At 65.8% G+C, this 22,969-nt stretch carries 21 protein-coding genes; 16 read left to right on the plus strand and 5 right to left on the minus strand.

The annotated features are described in order from the left end of the window. Nucleotides 1–28 precede the first annotated feature (28 nt). On the minus strand, nucleotides 29–988 hold the full coding sequence (locus ACH82I_RS12355) for a serine aminopeptidase domain-containing protein (RefSeq protein WP_413332958.1): 960 nt from the start codon (nucleotides 986–988) through the stop codon (nucleotides 29–31). Between the two features lie 175 nt (nucleotides 989–1,163). On the opposite strand from ACH82I_RS12355, the gene ACH82I_RS12360 reads away from it, so the two are divergent. Further along, nucleotides 1,164–2,522 carry an MFS transporter gene (locus ACH82I_RS12360; RefSeq protein WP_230746332.1) on the plus strand — a complete coding sequence of 453 codons (1,359 nt, stop codon included), beginning with the start codon at nucleotides 1,164–1,166 and terminating at the stop codon, nucleotides 2,520–2,522. A gap of 107 nt (nucleotides 2,523–2,629) precedes the next feature. Here ACH82I_RS12360 and purB read toward each other — a convergent pair whose 3' ends face one another. Continuing rightward, nucleotides 2,630–4,063 carry an adenylosuccinate lyase gene (gene purB, locus ACH82I_RS12365; RefSeq protein WP_413332960.1) on the minus strand — a complete coding sequence of 478 codons (1,434 nt, stop codon included), beginning with the start codon at nucleotides 4,061–4,063 and terminating at the stop codon, nucleotides 2,630–2,632. 312 nt (nucleotides 4,064–4,375) lie between these two features. Between purB and ACH82I_RS12370 the strand changes: the two genes are divergently transcribed. The 6 genes from ACH82I_RS12370 to ACH82I_RS12395 all read left to right on the plus strand — a co-directional run bounded on the left by ACH82I_RS12370 (nucleotide 4,376) and on the right by ACH82I_RS12395 (nucleotide 10,861). Then, on the plus strand, nucleotides 4,376–4,621 hold the full coding sequence (locus tag ACH82I_RS12370; RefSeq protein WP_230746328.1) for a hypothetical protein: 246 nt from the start codon (nucleotides 4,376–4,378) through the stop codon (nucleotides 4,619–4,621). Beyond that, complete coding sequence (locus ACH82I_RS12375) at nucleotides 4,618–5,316, plus strand: hypothetical protein (RefSeq protein ID WP_413332963.1); 699 nt, start codon at nucleotides 4,618–4,620, stop codon at nucleotides 5,314–5,316. The genes ACH82I_RS12370 and ACH82I_RS12375 overlap by 4 nt, the downstream gene beginning before the upstream one ends. Then, the gene (locus ACH82I_RS12380) at nucleotides 5,313–6,830 is read left to right on the plus strand and encodes a hypothetical protein (protein WP_413332965.1); all 1,518 of its coding nucleotides are present in this window, start codon (nucleotides 5,313–5,315) and stop codon (nucleotides 6,828–6,830) included. Before ACH82I_RS12375 ends, ACH82I_RS12380 begins: the two co-directional genes overlap by 4 nt. 443 nt (nucleotides 6,831–7,273) lie before the next feature. Beyond that, nucleotides 7,274–8,428 (plus strand): pyruvate dehydrogenase (acetyl-transferring) E1 component subunit alpha, encoded by a 1,155-nt coding sequence (gene pdhA, locus ACH82I_RS12385; RefSeq protein ID WP_413332967.1) that lies wholly within the window; start codon nucleotides 7,274–7,276, stop codon nucleotides 8,426–8,428. Then, entirely contained in the window at nucleotides 8,428–9,405 is a 978-nt protein-coding gene (locus tag ACH82I_RS12390) for an alpha-ketoacid dehydrogenase subunit beta (protein ID WP_413332968.1), read from the plus strand. Before pdhA ends, ACH82I_RS12390 begins: the two co-directional genes overlap by 1 nt. Nucleotides 9,406–9,421: 16 nt before the next feature. Then, nucleotides 9,422–10,861, plus strand: a complete 1,440-nt coding sequence (locus ACH82I_RS12395) for a dihydrolipoamide acetyltransferase family protein (RefSeq protein ID WP_413332970.1) — start codon at nucleotides 9,422–9,424, stop codon at nucleotides 10,859–10,861. 29 nt (nucleotides 10,862–10,890) lie between these two features. Here ACH82I_RS12395 and ACH82I_RS12400 read toward each other — a convergent pair whose 3' ends face one another. Next, complete coding sequence (locus tag ACH82I_RS12400) at nucleotides 10,891–11,901, minus strand: protein kinase (protein ID WP_413332972.1); 1,011 nt, start codon at nucleotides 11,899–11,901, stop codon at nucleotides 10,891–10,893. A 664-nt stretch (nucleotides 11,902–12,565) separates the two neighbouring features. Between ACH82I_RS12400 and rpmB the strand changes: the two genes are divergently transcribed. The 7 genes from rpmB to ACH82I_RS12435 all read left to right on the plus strand — a co-directional run bounded on the left by rpmB (nucleotide 12,566) and on the right by ACH82I_RS12435 (nucleotide 18,512). Continuing rightward, complete coding sequence (gene rpmB / locus ACH82I_RS12405) at nucleotides 12,566–12,802, plus strand: 50S ribosomal protein L28 (protein ID WP_230746319.1); 237 nt, start codon at nucleotides 12,566–12,568, stop codon at nucleotides 12,800–12,802. Next, a complete protein-coding gene (gene rpmG / locus ACH82I_RS12410) occupies nucleotides 12,802–12,969 on the plus strand; it encodes a 50S ribosomal protein L33 (protein ID WP_035756283.1) in 168 nt (55 codons plus the stop codon). Before rpmB ends, rpmG begins: the two co-directional genes overlap by 1 nt. Nucleotides 12,970–12,975: 6 nt before the next feature. Then, nucleotides 12,976–13,281 carry a 30S ribosomal protein S14 gene (rpsN, locus tag ACH82I_RS12415; RefSeq protein ID WP_230746318.1) on the plus strand — a complete coding sequence of 102 codons (306 nt, stop codon included), beginning with the start codon at nucleotides 12,976–12,978 and terminating at the stop codon, nucleotides 13,279–13,281. Nucleotides 13,282–13,350: 69 nt separating this feature from the next. Continuing rightward, nucleotides 13,351–13,638 carry an HU family DNA-binding protein gene (locus tag ACH82I_RS12420; protein ID WP_413332975.1) on the plus strand — a complete coding sequence of 96 codons (288 nt, stop codon included), beginning with the start codon at nucleotides 13,351–13,353 and terminating at the stop codon, nucleotides 13,636–13,638. Nucleotides 13,639–13,805: 167 nt separating this feature from the next. Next, nucleotides 13,806–15,869, plus strand: coding sequence for a cytochrome c oxidase assembly protein (locus tag ACH82I_RS12425; RefSeq protein ID WP_413332977.1), 2,064 nt, complete (start codon nucleotides 13,806–13,808; stop codon nucleotides 15,867–15,869). 373 nt (nucleotides 15,870–16,242) lie between these two features. After that, entirely contained in the window at nucleotides 16,243–17,601 is a 1,359-nt protein-coding gene (locus tag ACH82I_RS12430) for an MFS transporter (protein WP_230746316.1), read from the plus strand. Between the two features lie 164 nt (nucleotides 17,602–17,765). Further along, the gene (locus ACH82I_RS12435) at nucleotides 17,766–18,512 is read left to right on the plus strand and encodes a 3-hydroxybutyrate dehydrogenase (RefSeq protein WP_413332979.1); all 747 of its coding nucleotides are present in this window, start codon (nucleotides 17,766–17,768) and stop codon (nucleotides 18,510–18,512) included. Between the two features lie 90 nt (nucleotides 18,513–18,602). Here the strand turns inward: ACH82I_RS12435 and ACH82I_RS12440 are convergent, their stop codons facing one another. After that, the gene (locus ACH82I_RS12440) at nucleotides 18,603–19,478 is read right to left on the minus strand and encodes a LysR family transcriptional regulator (RefSeq protein WP_413332981.1); all 876 of its coding nucleotides are present in this window, start codon (nucleotides 19,476–19,478) and stop codon (nucleotides 18,603–18,605) included. A gap of 104 nt (nucleotides 19,479–19,582) precedes the next feature. Here ACH82I_RS12440 and mmsB point away from each other — a divergent pair, with 104 nt between their 5' ends. Both mmsB and ACH82I_RS12450 read left to right on the plus strand, forming a co-directional pair. Beyond that, nucleotides 19,583–20,542 (plus strand): 3-hydroxyisobutyrate dehydrogenase, encoded by a 960-nt coding sequence (gene mmsB / locus ACH82I_RS12445; RefSeq protein ID WP_413332983.1) that lies wholly within the window; start codon nucleotides 19,583–19,585, stop codon nucleotides 20,540–20,542. Between the two features lie 191 nt (nucleotides 20,543–20,733). Further along, on the plus strand, nucleotides 20,734–21,477 hold the full coding sequence (locus tag ACH82I_RS12450) for a YggS family pyridoxal phosphate-dependent enzyme (protein ID WP_413332985.1): 744 nt from the start codon (nucleotides 20,734–20,736) through the stop codon (nucleotides 21,475–21,477). Nucleotides 21,478–21,508: 31 nt separating this feature from the next. Here the strand turns inward: ACH82I_RS12450 and ACH82I_RS12455 are convergent, their stop codons facing one another. After that, nucleotides 21,509–22,951, minus strand: coding sequence for an alpha/beta hydrolase-fold protein (locus ACH82I_RS12455; RefSeq protein WP_413332987.1), 1,443 nt, complete (start codon nucleotides 22,949–22,951; stop codon nucleotides 21,509–21,511). Nucleotides 22,952–22,969: the final 18 nt, after the last annotated feature.

Below are 22,969 nucleotides of genomic sequence, written 5' to 3' on the forward strand. Positions count from 1 at the left end.
TGACCGTCAGAGGGACGAGCGCTGATCCTCACTGGCTCGTGTGCTGACCTTCACGAGCTTGTGCGCTGACCCTCAGAAGCCAGTCGACGATCTCGGGCCAGGCGGCTTCGCCGACGCGGCGCCGCATGAGGCCATGGTGGCCGACCTTCGCCATGCCGAGATCGGCAGGGGTGAAGGTCCGACGGGTCACCTCGGCGCTGAGGAGGCGTTCGACGAGGGCATCGATCTGCTCGACCGAGGCCCACGGGTCGTCGGTGACGCCGGCGGCGAGGACCGGGACGGGCATGCGCGCCATCCTGGCCGCGGCGCCCAGGCTCTTCTCGTCGAAGAAGTAGTCGGGCATGCGGGACCACCGCGACCATTGGCGCATCGCCGCAGTCGGGATGTTCTCGCCCAGACCGAGCCTCCGGCCGGGAGCGAAGCCGACCAGACTGCTCAAGCCAGGGCCGAACAACGACAGGATGGCATGCACCCGGAGTCGTTCGCTCATCGGGGAGATGTCACGGGTCGCTGCCCGATGCGAGGCGATGGTGACGATGCCGCTCAGTCGGGCGGTGCCGTGACCGAGGACCAGGGCATGTCCGCCGAGGCTGTGCCCGAGGGCGACCTGCGGCAGTACGGGGAAGCGCCGCGCCGTCCACTCGGCCACGGCGTCGACGTCCTCGCTCATCCAATCGCTCATCCGCACGTCACGATTGGCGCGAGCAGACGCGGAGCTGCCCACCCCGCGATATCCGTAGGTGACCACGGCGAGACCGCGGGAGGCCGCGAAGTCGGCGAAGCCTGAGTAGAAGCGCTCGGGCGTGGCGGTGGCCGGGTGGATGGTGAGCACGACCCGAGGGCTCTCTGGCAGCCGCAGGTGTCCTTCGATCTGAGAGTCGGCGCGGCGGCCGGGGGAGGCGTGGAGTCTCTCGGGGGTGCCGGGGCTCTGCGCGACGCCGGTGTCGAGGGGGATGTGCAGGGGCTGCGGCTCGGGCGCGGATTCCATGCTCGTCAGCATAGCCATCACACGCCCCATGAGCTACCGGTCAGTAATGAAAATTGTCTCTGCTGTGCAACTCTCTGTCCTCACTGTGCTTTCGACCCAGTTCCGGCAATGTGTCCTGGGCTGCTGGTACGCTCGGCGCAGTGGGCGAAGCCTTCGCCCGGAATCGGAGGTGCCGATGTCCACGCACGATCCCTCGAGTGAGCCAGTCGCGTTGAGTCCCGAACGGGAGCGGGGACGCCGCCGTTCGATGCTCGTCGCCGCCTTCGGCACGGTCGTCGAATGGTACGACTTCTCGATCTACTTCTATGTGGCCACGATCCTGACGGCCCAATTCTTCGGCGACCAGGCGGATTCGCTGTTGCTCACGCTCGGTGTTGGGGCGGCGGGATTCTTATTCCGTCCCTTGGGCGCGATGGTCTTCGGCCACCTCGGCGATCGAGTGGGTCGCAAGCAGGCCCTTGTCGTCTCCGCGGTGCTCATGGCGATCTCGATGCTCGGCATCGCGCTCATGCCAACCTATGAAACGATCGGCATCTGGGCCGGAGTCGGCATGGTCTTCTTCCGGTGCCTGTCCGGATTCTCCGTGGGGGCAGAGTACACGGGCATCATGGTCTTCCTGATGGAATCTGCGAAGCCGGGCAAGCGCGGCGCGGCCGCCAGCTGGGCCGCCGCGAACAGCGAGGTCGGAGCGCTCCTGGCCGTGGGCTCCGGAGCGCTGCTGGCCAATACCCTCTCCGACGAGGCGATGAACTCCTGGGGATGGAGGCTGCTCTTCGTCCTCGGAGCGGTGCTCGCCGCCCTCATGGTGCCGCTGCGCCGAATGATGGAGGAGACCGACACCTTCAAACGCCTGCAGCAGGCGGAGCAGAAGAAGGACCCTGCCCTGCAGCGCTCGCCGCTGATCATCGCCTTCCTCGAGCAGCCCCGGGCGATCCTCGTCGCCTTCCTCATCTCCTCGATCGGTTCGGTCAGCTACTTCCTCAACATCACCTACGTGCCGACCTACATCGAAGAGGTGGCGAAGGTGCCGAACTCCGGAACCTTGGCCCTGGGCACCGTGGCCGCGGTCGTCGCGATCGTCGTCACCCCGTTCTTCGGACTGGCCTCGGACCGGTTCGGGCGGAAGGTCTCCCTGGCCGCGCTCATGGTCGTCTTCGTCTTCACCACCATCCCGGCCTATGTGCTGCTGAGCAACACCTCGGCGGCCGTCGCCGTCGCCGGCTGCGCGTTCCTGGCAATCCCCGCCGCGGGGTGGAGCGCCGTGGCCGCGGCGATGGTGCCCGAGCAGTTCACCGGCACCAGCCGCTTCTCCGGAATGGCGATCGGCTACAACGTCGCCACCGTGCTCTTCGGCGGGCTCTCACCGCTCATTGCGACGGCCCTGATGAGCTCCACGGGCATCACCCTGGCGCCGGCGATCTACGCCACCGTCATCGTCGTCGTCGCCGGTGTGCCCACGCTGTTCCTCGCCCGGAGCATGGGCAGCAAGACCCTGGCCGAATGCGACCGCGACGAACACCTCGTGCCGGCCTGAGCCGGTCTGACCTTCGGCGAGTCGATCGTCGACGGGCCAGTCGACCATCGGCGCTGAGCGCAGCCGGCCAGTCAGATTTGTCCGTTCGGCAGGCCTGACCTGTCGGCTCAGTCGGCCGAGTAGGCCCGCCAATCGGCGACCTCGGTCTCGGCCAGCTGGGCGGCGATGCCGACGTAGCTGGCCGGAGTGAGGGCGGACAGCAGTTCGGTCTCGGTCTCCGGCAGGCCGAGACCGGCGACGAAGCTGCGCAGATCGGCCTGGTCGATGCGCTTTCCGCGCGTGAGTTCCTTGAGCTTCTCGTAGGGGTTCTCCATGCCCGGCACGCCCTGCAGGCCGGCGGCGCGCATGACCGACTGGATCGCCTCGCCGAGGACTTCCCAGTTCCCGTCGAGATCGGCAGCCAGGGCCTCCTCATTGATGGCGAGTGCCTTGAGGCCCTTGACCAGGTTAATCAGCGCCAGCACGGAGTGGCCGAAGGCGACTCCGATGTTGCGCTGCGAGGTCGAGTCGGTGAGGTCGCGCTGCATCCGCGAGGTCACCAGGGTCGAAGCCAGCGAGTCGAGCAGGGCGCACGAGAGCTCGAGGTTCGCCTCGGCGTTCTCGAAGCGGATCGGATTGACCTTGTGCGGCATCGTCGATGAGCCTGTGGCTCCGGCGACGGGGATCTGCTTGAAGTAGTTCATCGAGATGTAGGTCCACATGTCGGTGGCCAGATTGTGGGCGATGCGGTTGAACCGGGCGATGTCGGCGAACAGTTCGGCATCCCAGTCATGCGCTTCGATCTGCGTGGTCAGCGGATTGAAGCTCAGGCCGAGGCTGTCCTCGACGAAGGTCTTCGCGATCCGCGGCCAATCGGCACCGGGCACCGCGGCCAGGTGGGCGGAGTAGGTGCCGGTGGCACCGTTGATCTTGCCCAGGAATTCGGCTCCGGCGATCCGCTCGTATTGGCGGCGCAGGCGGTGGACGAAGACGGCGAGCTCCTTGCCCATCGTCGTCGGCGTCGCCGGCTGACCGTGGGTGTGAGCGAGCATGGGAACCTCGGCCAGTTCCGAGGCGGTTTCGGCGAGCACATCGATGAGCGCCTTCGCCCGAGGCAGCCAGACCTCGAGCGTGGCACCCCTGATGCCGAGGGCCCAGGAGAGATTGTTGATGTCCTCGGAGGTGCAGCAGAAGTGGACGAGCTCACTGAGATCATCGGCGCCGATCTCGACTAGGGCCTCTTTGACTGTGTATTCGACGGCCTTGACGTCGTGCACGGTCACGGCTTCGTGAGCGGCGAGCGTGGCGATGGTGGTCTCGTCGAAGCCGGCGGCGAAGGACCGCAGTCCCTCGACCTCGTCATCGCTGAGACGACGCGCACCCTCGATCACGGAGTTCTGCGCGAGGTGGATGAACCATTCGACTTCGACATGGATCCGGTTCCGGTTGAGAGCCGCTTCGGAGAGGTGATCGACCAGGTCAGCAGCGTCTTTGCGGTAGCGGCCGTCGAGAGGTCCGAGGGCGATCGCGGGCGTGATATCGGCAAGGGAAACAGTCGGCATGCCCCTATTTTCTCATGAGCCGGCACCCGGTGCGGAACACGTCCGTCTGGCGTCTGCGCTCGCCTCGGGGAGGTGCTGTCGACTTGCGGGCGTTGACCTGTGGACGATGAGTCGACTCTCCCGCTCGGAGCCTGTGGACGCTCGACCGGTTTCCACAGCCCGATTCTCCGGTCTTCCTTGTGCCTCGCGCTCCTCTCTACTCTGAACCGACTGGATCGAATGAGCCGAATGAATCGGTCTGGCCGGTGCCATGGAGGCGGAGGCATTGTCGGACCGACCCGACCGTGACCGGACGAGGAGCAGGAGCATGACGTGATCACCGATGAGCTGGCGCGCAACCGAGACGAATGGAGGCATCGGGCCGAACTGCTGAGCGCGATCGCGCAGGCGTGCCGTCAGATCGAAGTCTGGAATTCCCCGACCGGCACGGTGGTGGCCGACCGGCTGGTCTCCTGTGCCTCGGCGATCGACGTTCTCTCGGACAAGGCCGCCAAGGTCGGCGAGGCCTACGATCTCCACCTGCAGGTCGTCTCCGTGGGCGGACGGATCCAGATATGACCCGCCAACCGTCCGAGAACTGGATCGTCGTCGATGTCGGACGGGTGATGCGCCTGCCCGAACGACTCCGCTGCCTGTGGCCGCCGGAATTCCTGCCCGATAGCGTCCCCGAACCCGCGGGCCGCTCCGTGCCGGGCGGCACCGAACCCGTGGGCCGCTCTGCGCCGGGCGGCACCGAAACAGTGGTCCTCGATCTGCCGCCGGAGCAGTCGGCGCGCGGTCTCGACGTCCTTTCCGCCTGGTTGGCAGGCTTCGCGGCCGACCTCAATCTCACGCACTCGCGCATCACCATCGTTGTCACCTCGGGTACGGAGACCGTTCAGCTCGCGCTCTGCCTCGGCGCCGACTCCTGCCGGGCGGTCCTCACCCTGGGCGGCGACGGCCTCGTCGAATTCGCGGGCTATCAGCTGCTGCGACGCATCGGCCCGGCAGAGATCACGCAGGTCGTCGACGACCTCACCGATCTCGTCGACGCCGACTGCGTGCTCACCCTCAGCTATATCGGTCATTCGCGGGAGGCGGGGATGGAGTTCCTCCACCGGGTCGACGGTTCCTGGCGCAGGCCCGTGCTCGAACGCAGCGGAGAGACGATCACCGTCGGAGCGGAGGCCGACGCGGGAGAGGCCGCGGTGCGGACCCTGCTCACGGCCACCCTCGCCCGCCTCTGGACCTCATCGCTCGGAGGTCCGGGATGATCGACTCCCGCACGCACGGCGGCCCGCGGATCAGGATCGATGAGAGGGCCGAGGGCAGCGGCGACGCCCTCCAGTCGATCGTCGTCGACATCGGCGATCTGACCACAGAGGCGTCCCTGTCCGGCTTCGACCTCGCCACCCTGATCACTCAGGTTCCGTCCCCGGTCACGGCGATCAACCTCGACGCCTGCCTGGTCCTGTTCCAGCATCAGTCGGCGCTCGTGTTCGTCGAGCTCGAGGCCACCGTGCTCGGGATCCGGGCCGCGGCTCTGGCCTACCGGCAGGCCGAGGCGGGCATCAGCGAGACCTTCGGCGGGCTGCTCGACGCACTCGGCTACGCCACCGGACGAATCATCGCCATCAGCCTGCCCGTCATCGTCCCGGTCGCGATCGGCATCGGCGTCCCACTCGTCGTCGGCGCGAAGGTCCTCGATGCCACCGGATTGGACGATGTCATCGCCAAACATCTCGGTATCGACCTCTCCCAGGCCAAGGACGGTCTCAAGGAGGCGTTCATCGCCCTCGTGTTCGAGAACTCCGATGTCAGCGGGGCCGTCATCGAACACGTGCTGCCGGGCATCGTGATCGGCTTCGTCGGACTCCCGCCGACGCTGCTCGACACGGATGCCGATCACGCCTATTGGCCCCACGACTCCGGGTCGATGACGACATGGGTGCTGGCGGGTGCGAACATGTTCGGACTCCTCCTGCCCTCCGACGTAGAGGTGTGGAGGGCCAAAGGGCTGACCGATGCCCATGAGAAGGCGCCGCAGGACATCGAGGATCTCTACATCCGTGAGGCGAACTGCCACCGGGGCGCCGACTCCGGTCAGGTGCGCATCGAGGAGATCGTCGACACCGATGGCACCACCCGCTACATCGTCTACGTCCCTGCAACCACCGACTGGTCCCCGGAGTCGGGCAAGAACACCACCGACCTGACGACGAACGTCCAGGGCATGGCCGGCAACGACACGGTGATGCGCGAGATGGTCCGGCAGGCCATCGCCGACGCCGGGATCGGCGACGGTGACGAGGTCATGCTCGTCGGCTATTCGCAGGGCGGCATCACCGCCGGCTCCCTGGCCGCCGACTCGGCCTTCCTCGCCGAGGTCAACGTCACCGCGCTGATGACCGTGGGCGCACCGATCTCCGATTTCCCCGTCGACGAAGGCATCGACGTCCTGTCCATCGAACACGAACAGGACCTCGTGCCCGATCTCGACGGCGGGGAGAACCCCGATGCCGACCACTGGTCGACCGTCACCGTCGACTACGACCCCGATCAGCTCCGTGACGCCCCGAACCTGGCGGACAAGACCGACGCGGAGCTCGACGAGATGTTCTCCTCGGCCGGTGCCGCCCATTCCTCATCGGCCTACGCCGCGTCGATCGGACTCCTGCTCCGCGCCGGGCAACCCGCCTTCAACCGCTTCACCGCGAACAATTCGGGGTTCTTCTCCGGCGATATCAAGGAGACACGGGACTACCAGGGCAGACGCAAGCACAGCTGATCGCGTCACCCCGCCGAGGCGGCCGCGCGGATCTCGCCGCCGCCTCGGCGCGCGGGGGCAGGGGATTCGGACCGGTCGACAACCTCGGCGCCGGATGCGGATCGGACCCGGTGACTGCCTCGGTGCCGGTGGGGGAGAAGTCCTCGGACGTGCATTGGTCGGACGATGGAGGAACTCTGCCGGAATCGACAATTCCCAGCTCAGGCCTTTGGAACAGTGGCACAGCTGGCGGCGGCGACCCATAGAGTGATCCTGACCAGCACAATTGGCGCTCGAACCGCATAGTCGATGTGGCATGCAGTGAGTGGATTCGGTATCGTGGTATTACCTGTGAATCACATCACTCGAGGGCGAGTTCTCCCATCAGAGGGCCCGTCCGACCTACATAGTCCACCCACTGGTCACCTCCAGTGCGAACGGACCTCGAACAAAGGAGAACTGAAATGACCTCCAACATTTCAGTGGGAACCGGTACTGCCCACAGTCAGTCCTCGGAGCCCCGGATGATCCAGATGCTCACGGAAGACGGCAACCGCGTCGAATCCGGCGAGTACGACGCCTTCGCCGCAGAACTCACCGATGAGGATCTGCGCGGCTTCTACCGCGACATGGTTCTGGTGCGCCGCATCGATGCCGAGGGAGCGGCCCTGCAGCGACAGGGACAGCTCGGCCTGTGGGCACCGATGTTCGGCCAGGAAGCGGCCCAGATCGGCATGGGACGCGCGGCCCGAACCCAAGACTTCGTCTTCCCCACCTACCGCGAACACGGCCTCGCCTACACCCGCGGCGTCGAACCCGAGACTCTGCTGAGCATCTTCCGGGGCCAGAACCACGGCGGCTGGGATCCACAGGAGCACCGCTTCCACACCTACACCATCGTCATCGGCTCGCAGACCCTGCACGCCACCGGCTACGCCATGGGTGTGAGCATGGACGGCGACGTCGGCACCGGTGACATCGAACGCGACACCGTGGCGATCGCCTGCTTCGGCGACGGCGCCAGCTCGCAGGGTGATGTGTCCGAGGCCCTGACCTTCGCCGGAGCCTTCCACGCTCCCGTCCTGTTCTTCTGCCAGAACAACCAGTGGGCGATCTCCGAACCCACCCACGTCCAGACCGCGGCCCCGCTGTGCAAGCGCGGCGAGGGATTCGGCGTGCCCGGCATCCGCGTCGACGGCAACGACATCATCGCGATGTACTCCGTGGCCCGGGCCAGCCTCGACTCCGTGCGCGCCGGCAACGGGCCGATGCTCATCGAAGCCTTCACATACCGTCGCGGCGCCCACACCACCGCCGATGACCCGACGAAGTACCGGGACAAGGCCGAGGAGGAGATCTGGGAGGATCGCGACCCGATCACCCGCCTCAAGGCCTACCTCGACAAGCACACCGAAACCAGCGAAGAGTTCTTCGCCGAGGTGGACGCCGAGGCCGATACCCTGGCCGCCCGCATCCGCCACAACTGCATGACCATGGAGGACCCCGACGCGATCGAGATGTTCGCTCATGTCACCTCCGAGCCCCACCCGCTCGTCGATGAGGAACGTGCGGAATTCCTCGCGTACCGCGCCTCGTTCGCCGATGCAGGTGAGGCCTGATGGAGAAACTTCCCCTCTCGAAGGCGATCACCGCCGGAATGCGCAAAGCCATGGAGGACGACCCGAAGGTCGTCCTCATCGGTGAGGACATCGGCAAGCTCGGCGGCGTCTTCCGCGTCACCGAAGGCCTGCAGAAGGACTTCGGACCGCAGCGGGTCATCGACTCGCCGCTGGCCGAATCCGGCATCGTCGGCACCTCGATCGGCATGGCCATCCGCGGCTACCGCCCGGTCATCGAGATCCAGTTCGACGCCTTCATCTTCCCGGCCTACGACCAGATCGTCACCCAGGTCTCGAAGCTGTACAACCGCACCCTGGGCAAGGAACGCATCCCGATGGTCATCCGCGTGCCCTACGGCGGCGGCATCGGCTCACCCGAACACCACTCGGAGAGCCCCGAGACCGTGTTCGCCCACCATGCGGGCCTGCGCCTGATCTCCCCGTCGAACGCCCATGACGCGTACTGGATGATCCAGGATGCGATCAAGAGCGACGACCCGGTGATGTTCTTCGAACCCAAGCGCCGCTACTGGCAACGCGGTGACGTCGACACGAGCGACCGCGGCGGACTGGGCATGCACGATGCCCGAGTCGTCTCGGAAGGCACCGACGTCACACTCGTGGCCTACGGCCCGCTCATGCCGACGGCCACTGACGTCGTGGCCGCGGCCGCCGACGAGGGCAAGAGCGTCGAACTCATCGACCTCCGCAGCCTCAACCCGATCGACTTCGCGACGATCGAGAAGTCCGTGAAGAAGACCGGTCGGCTCGTGGTCACCCACGAGGCCCCGACCTTCCTCGGTCTGGGCTCCGAGATCGCCGCCCGCATCTCCGAACGCTGCTTCTTCAACCTCGAGGCCCCCGTCATTCGGGTCGGCGGCTATCACACGCCCTACCCGGGCTCGAGGATGGAAGAACACTACCTGCCCGATCTCGATCGCATCTTCGACGGTGTCGACCGAGCCCTGGCCTACTGACTCGAGGAGAGCAGACTTGTCATTCGAATTTCCGCTTCCTGACGTCGGCGAGGGCCTGACCGAAGCCGATATCGTGTCCTGGAAGGTCGCCGCCGGCGACACCGTGACCGTCAACCAGATCCTCGTCGAGATCGAGACCGCGAAGTCACTCGTCGAACTGCCCAGCCCGCAGGCGGGCACCGTCGGTGCGCTCCTCGTTGAAGAAGGGCAGACCGTCGAGGTGGGCACCCCGATCATCCGCTTCGGCGGTGCCGATGATGCCGGTGAGTCCGCCGGTCCCGGCGCGGAGGCGGCCGACAGTGCCGCCGATGCGTCCGGGTCCGCAAGCGGCTCGGCTGCCGATGTCTCGGCTCCGGCGACGGATGATGCCGACGGCGGCGCCACCCTTGTCGGCTATGGGGCCAGGGCCACGTCCTCGAAGCGGCGTCCCCGCAAGGGCGCGGGTGTTCCCGCACCCGCGGCTCCTGCCCCGCAGACTGCGGCACCGGCTGCCGCTGTCGCAGAACCGAACGCACAGCCCGCCGCCTCGGCGTCGGCCGGATCGTCCGCCTCGGCGGGCAAACCCCTGGCGAAGCCGCCCGTGCGCAAGCTCGCCAAGGACCTCGGCCTCGACCTCGGCTCCATCGCACCCACCGGTGCGCGCGGCGAAGTCACCCGCGCCGATGTCCAGGCGGCGGCCGAGGGAACCGGGGCCGCAGAGACCACCGCGGCACCTGCCGGAGCAGCGGCACCGGCGACCGCCTCGGCGGGGCTGACTGCGGGCGAGCTCGAAGAGCGGATCCCGTTCAAGGGCGTGACGAAGATGATGGCCAAGGCCATGGTCGACTCCGCGTTCACGATGCCCCACGTCACCGAGTTCGTCGATGTCGACGTCACCGAGACGATGGCCTTCGTACGCCGACTGAAGGCCACGAAGTTCCTCGGCGAGGACATCAAGGTGTCCCCGCTTCTCATCGTCGCCAAGGCTGTGGCCTGGGCCGTTGCCCGCAATCCGCGGATCAACTCGTGCCTCGACGGCGATGACATTCTGGTCAAGAAGTACGTCAACCTCGGCATCGCGGCGGCCACCCCGCGCGGGCTGATCGTGCCGAACATCAAGAACGCCCACACGATGGGGCTGACCGAACTGGCCCAGGGCATCCAGGAGCTGACCGCCCTGGCGCGCTCCGGGAAGACGCCGCCGGCCGACCAAGCCGGCGGAACGATCACGATCACGAACGTCGGCGTCTTCGGCGTCGATGCGGGCACTCCGATCATCAACCCGGGTGAGGCCGCGATCCTCGCCTTCGGTCAGGTGCGGAAGAAGCCCTGGGTCGTCGATGATGAGATCGTCCCGCGCGAGATCACGACGCTGTCCGTCAGCGCCGATCACCGCGTCGTCGATGGCGAGATCATCTCGAAGTTCCTCGCCGACGTCGGCCGCGGCCTCGCGGACCCCACGCTGCTGCTGGCCTGAGGTCGCGCAGCGCCTACCTCGTCGAGGCCCTACTCGTCGAGGTAGGCGCTGTTGTCCTTCGGGCTGCCGTCCTTGACCAGTCGCTTGGCCAGGCAGTGGTCGCGGTCGAGACCCCAGGACCGGCACTGGTCGAGGGCGGGTTCGGGCTCGCTGTAGGGGGTGTCGATGATGGTGACCACGTAGTCGCCGTCTTTGTAGGAGCCCCAGTCGCCGCTGCGAATGAGGATCGAGCCGGGATACTTCACGCGGTTGGCCTCGAACTCGTCGAGGATGTCCTGAGCGGACCAGGTCTTGCCGTCGGCCTCCAGGCCGACATCCTTGGCACTGACCTGCGTGACCCATTGTCCTTCGAGGTCGGCGGCCTTCTCGGTACCGGCCTCCGTGTACTCATCGAGTCTGTCCTCGGGGCTGGCCGAGGGCTGGACAAGAGTATCGGACGGTGACGGCGACGACGCGGAGTTCGACTCCTCGCCGACATCGACCGGCACGGTGCCCGAGGAAGGAGCCAGCCAACGGATCCCGAAGAAGGCTACGAGCGCCAGGATCATGATCATCGCAATGACGACGACCGCGATCGTGAGGCCGTTGCCCCTCTTCGACGGACCATCGGCCGAAGCGACCTGAGGGAACTGACCGGACCGGGATACCGGACCTTCCGGTCCGAAGTCGACCTGTGGAGCATAGGGGGCCGAGCCGTCGGCTGCTCTCGAGGCTCCAGTCCGGTCCCGCTGAAGAGCACCAGCGCCATGGTCGGAGCCGCCCTGGGCCGCGTAGCGGTCAGGGAAGGGAGAACTCCCGGCGGGAGCGAAGACATTTCCCGAACGTGCCTTCGACACGGACTGCTCGCCGGTGTGGCGTTCGATGTACTCGTAGTAGGTGGACCGATCGAAATCGGGTGCGTTCGAACCCGCATCCTGTCCCTGCGACGGAGCCTGGGCGGCCCGTTCGGACTGGGCCTGACCAGCACGATCGCTATGATCCTTCTGCCAGTCATCACTTGTCGCCGGACGAATTCGCGGCCTCGGTGGAACGTCGCTCATCGGTCCTCCTGAGTGCCAGATGTGGTGGCAATCATCTTCTTACCTTGGCACGAGATCGGCGGGCGATCAACACGACCGCCGGCAGGAGACGTTGCCGACGAAATCCTACTGCGTCATCCGCACAGTCGGCTCCGACCATGCTGTGAAAGTGCCTCGTCCCCGAATCCGCGCGGAAGCAGACCCCGAGAACGAAGCCGGCCCGGGATGGAGAACCGTGACGAAGAACCTACTGTTGCGGACCCGGGTGAATTTGCTCTGAACCCGGGTTTCTCTCTAAGATTGGTGTCTGTTGTGTCGTGACAAAGAGATCCTCGATCGATCTGCCGCGACCGACATGGTGCTCACCCACCGCTGCACTCCAGCTTCGGCCAATCTCTCACAGGCTACGGCTTCAGCGCTGGTGAGACATCTCGCCCAAACGGGCAAACCTGTTTTGGCGTACACAATTTTCATTGCGAACGCCGCGTGCCGAGCATCCGCTCGGGGCGAGTCGGACGGCAGTCCGACATCGGCCGGACAGCACACCGCGGTCCGACCGGGCAGCAATCGCGAAAATTTGTTGATGTCTTCCGACATCGGCGCAAGCGGGCGAGGGACATGCACGTCAGGTCCCTGCGCACGAGCTTGTTTCGAGAGTCGGTAACTTGTGAACTGGAGGAGAGTCATGGCAGCAACCTGCCAGGTCACCGGGGCAGTCCCCGGTTTCGGACACAATGTGTCCCACTCGAAGCGCCGCACCAAGCGTCGCTTCAACCCGAATATTCAGAAAAAGCGCTACTACGTTCCGTCTCTGCGTCGCAACGTCACGCTGACCGTGTCCGCCAAGGGCATCAAGGTCATCGACGTGCGCGGTATCGACGCCGTGGTCACCGAACTGATCGCTAAGGGAGTGAAGCTCTGATGGCTAAGGCCCAGGATGTTCGTCCCATCATCAAGCTCAAATCGACCGCCGGCACCGGGTACACCTACGTGACCCGCAAGAACCGCCGCAACAACCCGGACCGCATCGTGCTCAAGAAGTACGATCCCGTAGTCCGCAAGCACGTCGATTTCCGAGAGGAGCGCTGAGCGCACATGGCTAAGAAGTCAAAGATCGCCCGCGACAAGCAGCGTCGCGTCATTGTTGAACGCTATGCAGAGCGCCGCGCGACTCTGAAGCGTCAGCTCACCCACCCTGACAGCACCGACGAGCAGCGTGAAGAGGCTCGCCTCGGACTGCAGAAGCTTCCTCGCGATGCTTCGCCTGTTCGCCTGCGCAACCGCGACCAGGTCGACGGCCGCCCGCGCGGCTATCTCCGGAAGTTCGGACTCTCCCGAGTTCGCTTCCGCGAAATGGCGCACAACGGCGAGTTGCCAGGAATCACGAAGTCAAGCTGGTAATCTCGAGGAAGTTCGTTATCGGAAAAACGGACCGGTAACCGACCGACTTGTCCTAAGGAGGACACTTTTATGGCTAAGAACCGCAGTGAGCTCGTTGTAGAAGTTGCTGAGAAGTCCGGCCTGACCCAGAAGCAGGTCTCGGATGTTCTCGATGGTGTCTTCGATGTCTTCTCCGACGTCGTCGCCAAGGGCGAAAAGCTCACCATCCCCGGCTGGCTCTCCGTTGAGCGCACCGAGCGTGCCGCTCGCAAGGGTCGCAACCCGCAGACCGGTGAAGAGATCCAGATCAAGGCCGGCTACTCCGTGAAGCTGTCCGCTGGTTCGAAGCTGAAGGGTGCCGCAGGCAGCCCGAAGTGATCTTCGCGCATCAGCGTCGAATGGCCCGGACCGTTTGGTCCGGGCCATTTGCTGTCCCCGCCGAGGCGGTCCGTCGAGATCTCGGCCACGTCCCGGGCCTCCGGTTGGCTGAGCCTCAGGACCGGGCGATACTCTTGAACCATGAATGAAGGTGCGGTAGGCGGTCAGTGAGCTCTCCAATCTTCGAGCCGGTCACACGGTTCGCGGCCCGCGCCGCCGTGCCGATCGTCGTCATCCTCGGACTCATCGTCGGGTTGGCTGCTCTGTTCTTCACCGGTGCCGCCGAGGCGACGCTGCTCAACGACCCCGGCCCGCTCGTGAAGTTCGGCCTGCCGGCCGCGAAGTTCATCTTCAACCTCGCGATGTCGCTGACTCTCGGCGCCCTGATGTTCGCACTCCTTATCCTGCCCCGTACCCAGGGTCGCGGCGGTCGGCGCAAGCCCACGGGCGGGGCATCGGAACCGCCCCTTGAGCCGCTGTGGGAGAAGTCTCTGAAGATCGCCGAGGTGTCCTCGGTCGTGTGGACGATCTCCGCGGTGGCCGTGCTCGTCTTCTCCTTCGTCGACACCGTCGGCGCCCAGGCCTATCTCGACTTCTCCAACCAGCTGGGCGTGTTCCTCACTCAGATCGCCTACGGACAGCTGTGGGTGCTCATCGTCGTCCTCATCGCCGTGGCTTCGACCCTGTGCTTCGGGACGCGGTCCTTCCTCGGCATCGCCGCGGCCGGTGTACTCGGCGTCGGCGTGATGATCCCGCTGGCGCTGATGGGCCACTCGGCCGAAGCCTCGGGGCACACTCAGGCCGTCAACAGCCTCGGCCTCCACCTCCTCGGCGTGACCATCTGGCTCGGCGGCCTCTTCGTCATCGCCCTGCTCGGCACCCGGCTCGCGCGTTCGTCCCACCTGCGGACGGTGGTCGAACGCTACTCGACCTTCGCCCTCGTCTCCTTCGGGCTCGTCGCCTTCTCCGGCGTCGTCAACTCGCTGCTGCGCGTGCACAGCCTCGACGACTGGATGACCTCCTACGGACAGGTCATCATCGCCAAGGCCTTCGCGACCGTTCTGCTCGGCCTCATCGGCTTCTGGCATCGGCAGTTCGTCATCCGACGTCTGGGCGAAGCCGCCTCGGCCGCCCGGGAATTCTGGCGGCTCATCCTCGTCGAATTCGTCATCTTCGGTGCGACCATGGGGCTGGCCGTCGCTCTGGCCCGCTCCCAGCCACCGGTGTCACAGGAACCGGTCGGAGATCCCACTCCCGCCGAGATCCTCACCGGAGACCCGCTGCCCCCGGCGCCCAACTTCGCTCGATACTTCACCGAGTGGTCGATCGATCCCCTGTGGATTGCGGTCGCCGCCGGTGCCTCCATCGCCTACATCTACGCCTTCGTCCAGCTTCGCCGCCGAGGCGATTCCTGGCCGGTGCTGCGCCTGATCAGCTGGCTGGTCGGCATGATCTTGCTCGTCTACGTGACCTCGGGCGGGGTGCGAGTGTACGGGGAGGTGCAGTTCTCCGGACACATGATCCAGCACATGCTCCTGGTCATGGTCGTGCCCCTGCCGATGGTCCTCGGCGCACCGATCACGATGCTCATGCGCGGAACCGCGGCGCGCACGGACGGGTCGAGGGGCATCCGCGAATGGGTGCTGTGGCTCGTCCACACCCCCTATCTGCGGTTCTTCGCGAACCCGATCGTCGCCAGCGTGAACTTCGCCGGTTCGCTCATCATCTTCTACTACTCGGGCATCATGCAGTACGCGCTCGAGACGCACATCGGCCACGAGCTGATGATCATGCACTTCCTCGGCGCCGGATATCTGTTCGGACAGGCGCTCATCGGCATCGACCCCGGGGTCAAACGACCGGCCTATCCGATGCGGCTGCTCATGCTGCTCATCACCATGGCATTCCACGCCTTCTTCGGAATCTCGATCATGAGCTCGAACGTCCTCATCGAAGGCGACTGGTTCGGCAACATCGGCGCCGACTGGGGCTACACCGCGATCGAGGACCAGCAGCTCGGGGGAGGCGTCGCGTGGGGAATCGGTGAGATCCCGACCCTCTTCATCGCGATCATGGTCGCCGTGCAGTGGTCGAAGTCCTCCGATCGTGAGGCCAAGCGAATCGATCGCCGGGAAGCTCGGAGCGACGACGCCGAGCTGCGCGCCTACAACGATATGCTCGCCTCGATGGCAGGCCGCGACGCGAAGTCCGGCCAAAACCGCGGTCGCTGACTTTCGCGGTCGTTGACCTCACTGATCGTTGACCTCCCCGGTCGTTAACCTCTCCGGGCACGAGGGGTGAACCTGACCGATGTCGCCGAGGCCGTTCTCAGAGTTGTAAAGTGCCCGGCGTGCACATCGGATGTGCGGGAATATGCACAGGAAATTCTCGGATTCTTCCCCTTTCGGCGCGAAAAACCAGCGACCATGGCGCAGACTGTTGCATGGATCATATTTATCCGGACGTCGCCGACGCCCCTGGGCTCCGCTGATCCGAGGCCGCATCGAAGCTGTCCGGGATCACCGTTCTCACCCGTCTGCGACGCCACAGCCAGTCGATCCGCGCATTCAACGGTGACGCGGATCGTGGAATCGAAGGAGTCACATGAGTTCCCAGAACAATGCCGAGAGGAAGTCGGTCCGCGCGCAGCTGCGTAAGGTCGTCGCCGCCTCGATGGCCGGAACGGTCGTCGAGTGGTATGAATTCTTCCTCTACGGTTCGGCCGCCACCCTGGTGTTCAACCACATCCTGTTTCCGCCGTCGGACAACCCGCTGACCCCGATCCTCGCGGGCTTCGCGACCTACGCGGTCGGGTTCATCGCCCGACCCGTCGGCGGCATAGTCTTCGGCCACTTCGGTGACAAATACGGCCGCAAGAAGCTGCTCCAGCTCTCGATCGTCCTCGTCGGCGCGGCGACCTTCCTGATGGGCTGCCTGCCGACCTTCGACCAGATCGGATACCTGGCGCCCATCCTGCTCGTGCTGCTACGCGTCGTCCAGGGATTCGCAGTCGGCGGCGAATGGGGCGGTGCCGTCCTCCTCGTGGCCGAACACGCACCGAACAAGGAACGCGGATTCTGGTCCTCATTCCCCCAGTCCGGTGTGCCTCTGGGCAACCTCCTGGCCACCGCGGTGCTGTTTATCCTCACTGCAACACTGACCGAGGAGCACTTCCTGTCGTGGGGCTGGAGGGTGTCGTTCTGGCTCTCGGCCGTCATCGTCCTCATCGGCTACTACATCCGCACCCGTGTCTCCGACGCACCGATCTTCGATGAGGTTCAGTCCCAAGAGATCGAAGAGGGCGTTGACTACGGCGTCAAGGCGGTGTTCAAGCGTTACCCGCGCGAGGTCTTCGCGGCCATGGGTCTGCGTTTCGTCGAGAACATCCACTACTACCTCGTGGTGACCTTCTCGATCACGTATCTGTCTGTTCAAGTGGGAATCGAATCGGCGGAGATCCTCGGTCTGCTCCTCGGCGCACACGCGATCCACGCGGTGCTCGTGCCCGTCGTCGGTGCGGCCACCGACCGGATCGGACGCAAGCTTCCCTACGGCGTGGGCATCGTGCTCACCGCCACCTGGGGCTTCTTCGCCTTCCCGATGTACGACACCGGCAGCGGCGTCATGATCTTCCTCGGTCTGCTCATCGGACTCGTCTTCCACGCGCTCATGTACGCCGGCCAGCCGGCGATCATGTCTGAGATGTTCCCGACCCGGATGCGCAACTCCGGTGTATCGACCGGTTACCAGGTGACCGCCATCGTTGCCGGATCCTTCGCTCCGATCATCGCCACCGCGCTGCTCAATGCGACCGGTTCGTCGATCCCGATCGCTGTGTATCTTCTCGTCGCGGCCGTCGTCTCGTTCATCGCCCTGATGTTCGTCCGTGAGACGAAGGGCATCGACCTACGTTCGTTGGACCACGCGGACAAGGTGCGCCGTGGAGTCGCCACGGCCAACTGACAGCGGTTGACGACTGAACGCAGCCGGCGGCTGAACCAGCTCGCAGAATCGTTGGCAAAGGTACGGGGACGGTGCCGGCGAGGACCGGCACCGCTCCTGCCATCTGCCGAGGCGCATGATGGAACAGAACGAACTCGGAGAAGAACGACGAAAAGGACATCTTCATGGGAGAACTCACCAACCGACGCGCACTCGTCACCGGAGGAGCCTCTGGGCTCGGGAGGGCGATCAGCGAGGCCTTCGCCGCCGCGGGCGCCCATGTCATCGTCGCCGACGTCAACGCGGAGACTGCGGAAGCCGTGGCCGCCGGCATCGGCGGTGAGGCCTGGGTCGCGAACCTCGCGGACACCTCGGCGCTGGAGGGGATCGATCTCGATGTCGACATCCTCGTCAACAACGCCGGCATCCAGCGGATCCACCCGATCACGGAGTTCCCGCTCGAGGAGTGGAGGCTGATCAACACCCTCATGCTCGAGGCGCCGTTCGTGCTCACGAAGGCCGTGCTGCCGAAGATGTACGAACGCGGCTGGGGACGGATCATCAACCTCTCCTCGGTCCACGGCCTGCGCGCCTCGGCGAACAAGTCGGCCTATGTCGCGGCCAAGCACGGGCTGATGGGGCTGACGAAGACCACTGCGCTCGAGGCCGGAGAGCACGGGGTGACGTGCAATGCGATCAACCCCGGCTATGTGCTCACGCCTCTGGTCAAGGGACAGATCGCCGATCAGGCGAAGACGAACGGCATCAGCGAGGACGAGGTGCTCGAACAGGTCTTCCTCGGCCACTCCGCGGTTCCCAAGCTCGCCGAACCCGAGGACATCGCCGAGCTCGCCCTGTTCCTGGCCGGCGATGCCGCCTCCGTGATCACGGGCAGCGCCCACAGCATCGACGGAGGCTGGTCCGCCGCCTGAGGCCCACCGCCCCTCCCCCAACTACCTGACGGGGACCCAGACACCTCGCGCCAAGTTGCTGGGCCCCCGTCAGGTAGTTGGGGGAGGGGGTCAGAGGACGTCGAGGACGCGGCGGACGCCGGCGTTGCGCAGGGATTCGTGGCGCACCGAGGCCCAGTAGGAGACCTGCTTCGAGAACTGCTCGGGCAGCACCTGCACGAGTCGGCTGTTGCCGCGGGCGACGAAATCGGGCAGGATCCCGATTCCCGCACCGTTCGAGGTCGCCAGCAGATGGGCATGCACCGAGGTGGAGCGGAAGAATCCTCGCCCGCTTGGCAGAGCGGAGGCCGCCTCGTCGAGGTCATCGACCTGCAGCGAGTTCTCGATGTAGTAGATCAGCCGGTGCTCGGCCAGCTCGTCGATCGTCGTCGGCATCGTGTGCGCGGCGACGTAGTCCTGTGAGGCATAGAGCTGGAGACGGTAGTCGCGGATGTGCTTGGCGATGCTGCGCGGAGCGTCGGGACGGCCGACGACGACCTCGATGTCGACCCCCGAACGATACTGCCTGGCGCGCTGAGTGGCCGTGATCAGCTCGATCTGCAGCCCCGGATGGTCCTGCTGCAGCCCGGTCAGCGCGGGCACCGCCCACTCGAGAGCGAAGGCCTGCGGGCAGGCCAGCCGGATCGTGCCCGACAGGGACGAGGCCGAAGGGCCGTCGATGCGCCCGAGCGCGGACTCGATGTCCTCGGCGATCGGCAGCAGCTGACGGCCGGCCGCGTTGAGCTCCCAGCCGTCCGGAGAGGCCACGAGCACCCGTTCCCCATAGGCCTTCTCCAGTGCGGCGATGCGCCTGGACACGGTGGTGTGATTGAGCCCGAGGCTGTGGGCAGCGGCTGTGAACTTGCCCAGTCTGGCGACGGCGAGCAGAGTCAGCAGATCCTCGGGAGAGATCTGCGCGCCGGAGCCGCCGAGTGCATGAGAGGTCATAGTCTCCCCATCCTATCTGCGTGCGCGCACATATCCGGTGCGGAATAGGTGATTCCGGGCCACCGCCTCGGCGCAGGGACTGGCGTAATGTGAGAGGGAACACGATGACAAGTCTGAACACGACGACTAAGTCTGAACATGATGCGAGGAGGCATATTATGTCGACGATTGGATGGATCGGCCTGGGAAACATGGGCCGCCCGATGACTGCGAACCTGGTCAAGGCCGGTCACACCGTCAATGGATTCGATCTCGTGGAGATCGCCGTCAAGGAAGCCGCCGAACACGGCGTCACCCCCGTGAATTCCATCGCCGAGGCGGTTTCCGGTGCGGACATCGTCTTCACGATGCTGCCCAAGGGCGAGCACGCCCGAGCCGTCTACCTCGAAGCCGACGGAGTGCTGGCCAACGCCGATAAGACGACGCTGCTCGTCGACTCCTCGACAATCGACTTCGACTCCGCCCGCGCCCTCCACGCCGAGGCGGCCAAGGCCGGGTTCCGCTTCGTCGACGGACCGGTCTCCGGAGGCATCAGCGGCGCCGAAGCCGGCACCCTGACCTTCATGCTCGGCGGCACCGAGGCAGACGTTGCCGAAGCGAAGACCTTCATCGAGCCGATGGCCGGCAACATCTTCCACGCCGGCGGCGAAGCCGCAGGTCAGGCCGCTAAGATCGTCAACAATATGATGCTCTCGATCAGCCTGCAGGGTGTCGTCGAGGGCGCAGTGCTCGCCGAGCGCCTCGGCCTGGACGCGACCACCATCTACGACATCGCGAAGGTCTCGTCGGGTGACTCCTGGCCGCTGCGCACCTGGTACCCGGTGCCCGGCGTGACCGAGACCTCTGCGGCAAACAACGCCTTCAAGCCCGGATTCGCCACGGCGCTCATGCACAAGGACGTCGGACTCGCCCTCGCCGGTGCCGAGACCGCGGGCATCGACCTGCCGGCCGCGAAGCTCGTCCACGAGCAGCTGCAGAAGCTCGTCGATGCCGGCCTCGAAGGTCTCGACACCTCGGCGCTGATCAAGAACATCGACCCGAAAGCCAAAGGCCTGCCCGAGTAAGCTCCACGCCCGCCGCCCGCCGCCCGCCGCCGGTCGTCGGTCGTCGGGCGGCGCCGACCGAATCGGGCACCGAGTTGCGGACGATCCATATCGAGAAATCGAGATGATCTCGACACGGATCGTCCGCAACTCGTCTCTGCGCCAGTTCCACCCGACCTGAAACTTCCGCAAGGACGTGGAAGACTGGAGGCATGAGCACCTCCCAGCCTGCCGAGAGCACTCTGTCCGACACTGAGATCGCGTCCATCACCGGCAACCTCGACGAGGTGGCCGACCGTGTCCGCGCCGCTGCCGGGGCGAGCGGTCGCTCGGGCGATGATGTGCAGGTGCTGCTGGCGACGAAGACGCAGCCGGCGGAGAAGATCCGCATCGCGCTCGAATACGGGTTCACCCTCATCGGGGAGAACAAGGTGCAGGAACTCGTCGGCAAGGCCGAGGAACTCGCCGATCTCGACCACGAAGCCCATCTCATCGGCCCGCTGCAGAAGAACAAGGTCAATCACACCCTGCGCCATGCTCATTGCATCCAGTCGGTGGACAATCTCGAACTCGCGACGAAGATCGGCAATCGCCTCGAGGTGCTCGATGAGACCATCGACATCTTCGTACAGGTCAACACCTCCCGCGAGGACTCGAAATCCGGCATCGCGCGCGAGGACGCCGAGGCGCTCATCACCGAACTGCGGGGCTTGACCAGGATGCGGCTGCGCGGACTCATGACGATCGGACTGCCCGGCCGCACACCTGAGGAGATCCGCCCCAGCTACTCCGATCTGCGTGAACTCCGCGACCGACTCATCGGAGCAGGTGTGATGCCGGCGGAGGCGAACGAACTGTCGATGGGGATGAGCAATGACTTCGAGCTCGCGATCGCCGAAGGAGCGACGATGGTTCGCGTCGGCTCGAGTGTGTTCGGCGCCCGCGACTATTCCTGAGTGAGTCGAACCGGGTCCAGCTGAACCGGCTCTAGCCGAACACCCGGCGGAGACCGTCAATGAGCGCCCCGCGCCAGCAAGCGTAGTCGTGGCCTCCCTGATAGACCGACACAGAGGTGGTGCATCCCTTCTCGTCGAGGACCTCGGCGAGGCGTCGGGCGCGATCGACCATGAGCCCTTCCCGACTGCCGACAGCCAGGTGGAAGGCCATATCGCGGCGCTCTGCGGCGAGGAACAGATTCGTCGTCCAGTCATCGCCTTCGGCGGTGGCCAGATCTGCCGGGGTCGCCGTTCCGCCGGGCTGCCACCACAGCGAAGGGGAGTGGGGGAGGGCCGTTCCGAAGGCCTCGGGCGAATCGAGGGCCATGAGCAGCGAGGACAGTCCGCCGAGGCTCTGGCCGCTGACCACTCGACGGGAGCGGTCGGGCAGAACGACACCCTGTTCGGACAGCTCGGATTCGATCTGCGGCACAAGCTCCTCGGCCACGGCCCGCAGGAAGTCCCGGTTCCCACGCAGGGTCGCGACCCGTTCGGGGATGCTGCGGGTGCCGATGCCGATGATCACCAACGGCGGGAGTCCGGAAGCCTCGAGGGCCCCGGCCACGTTCAGCGCATCGAACCATTCGTGTCCATCGAAGAGGACGAGCAGACCCGTCGGCTGCTGTGTTTCGGGGGTGGAGACATAAACCGGGTACGGGGCGCCGAGGATCTCCCGGTCAGCCACGGCAACGGGCCCGGCGAGTCCGTGCCCGTTGCCGCCCGTCGTGCCCGCCCCAGCCGCGCCCGCACCCTGCCCGACGGTCCACGCGCTGTGGTCGGGAGCAAGGGGGCCGGAGAACACGGACGTGCCCACGGTCTGCCCCGAGCTCGCCCCAGGTGAATCCTTCCCTGTGACAGGCCGGCGCAGAGGCGGGTCAGCATTGAATGGGTCGACGAGCACCGGCGGTCCCGGCTGTCGTGGGGTTCCGAGCGGCTCGGGGGTCTCCGAGGCCGACGGGCTGAAGCCGTAGGAGCAGCGCAGATCGGCCGGCAGGGTCAGGGTGACTCCCCAGATCCCGGTGCCGGGCACGTGGCCCATGATGCCCTCGGCCGCCCGGTCCTTGTCGGTGACCCGGTTGGCCACCAGTCTCACACTGCGAACATCCGGCGAGTCGGCCCCGTAGAGGAATGTGACTTCACGCATAGTCTCATCGTCCCTGCATGGGTCGATGAGGGGAGTCCCGTGACCGGCGACTTCGTCCCAGAAGCGCTCTTCGCGGTCGTGGATCCCTTCGGCCGCCTGGTCCACCGACTGCGGCCGCGGCGACCCGCCATCCGCGACGGCACGGGCCCCGCCATCCGCGGTGGCACGGGCCTCGACCTGCGGTGACGCGGCATCAGAGGAGTCTTCGAGGCGGGAGAACTCCGCCTGGATCTCGGTGAAGCGCACGCGGTTCGCCTCGCTGACGATGGTTCGTAGGCGCCATGCCGACAAGGCGGCTGACGACTTCGA

This window comes from Brevibacterium sp. GP-SGM9, assembly GCF_047300845.1.
In the GTDB taxonomy this organism is placed as follows: domain Bacteria; phylum Actinomycetota; class Actinomycetes; order Actinomycetales; family Brevibacteriaceae; genus Brevibacterium.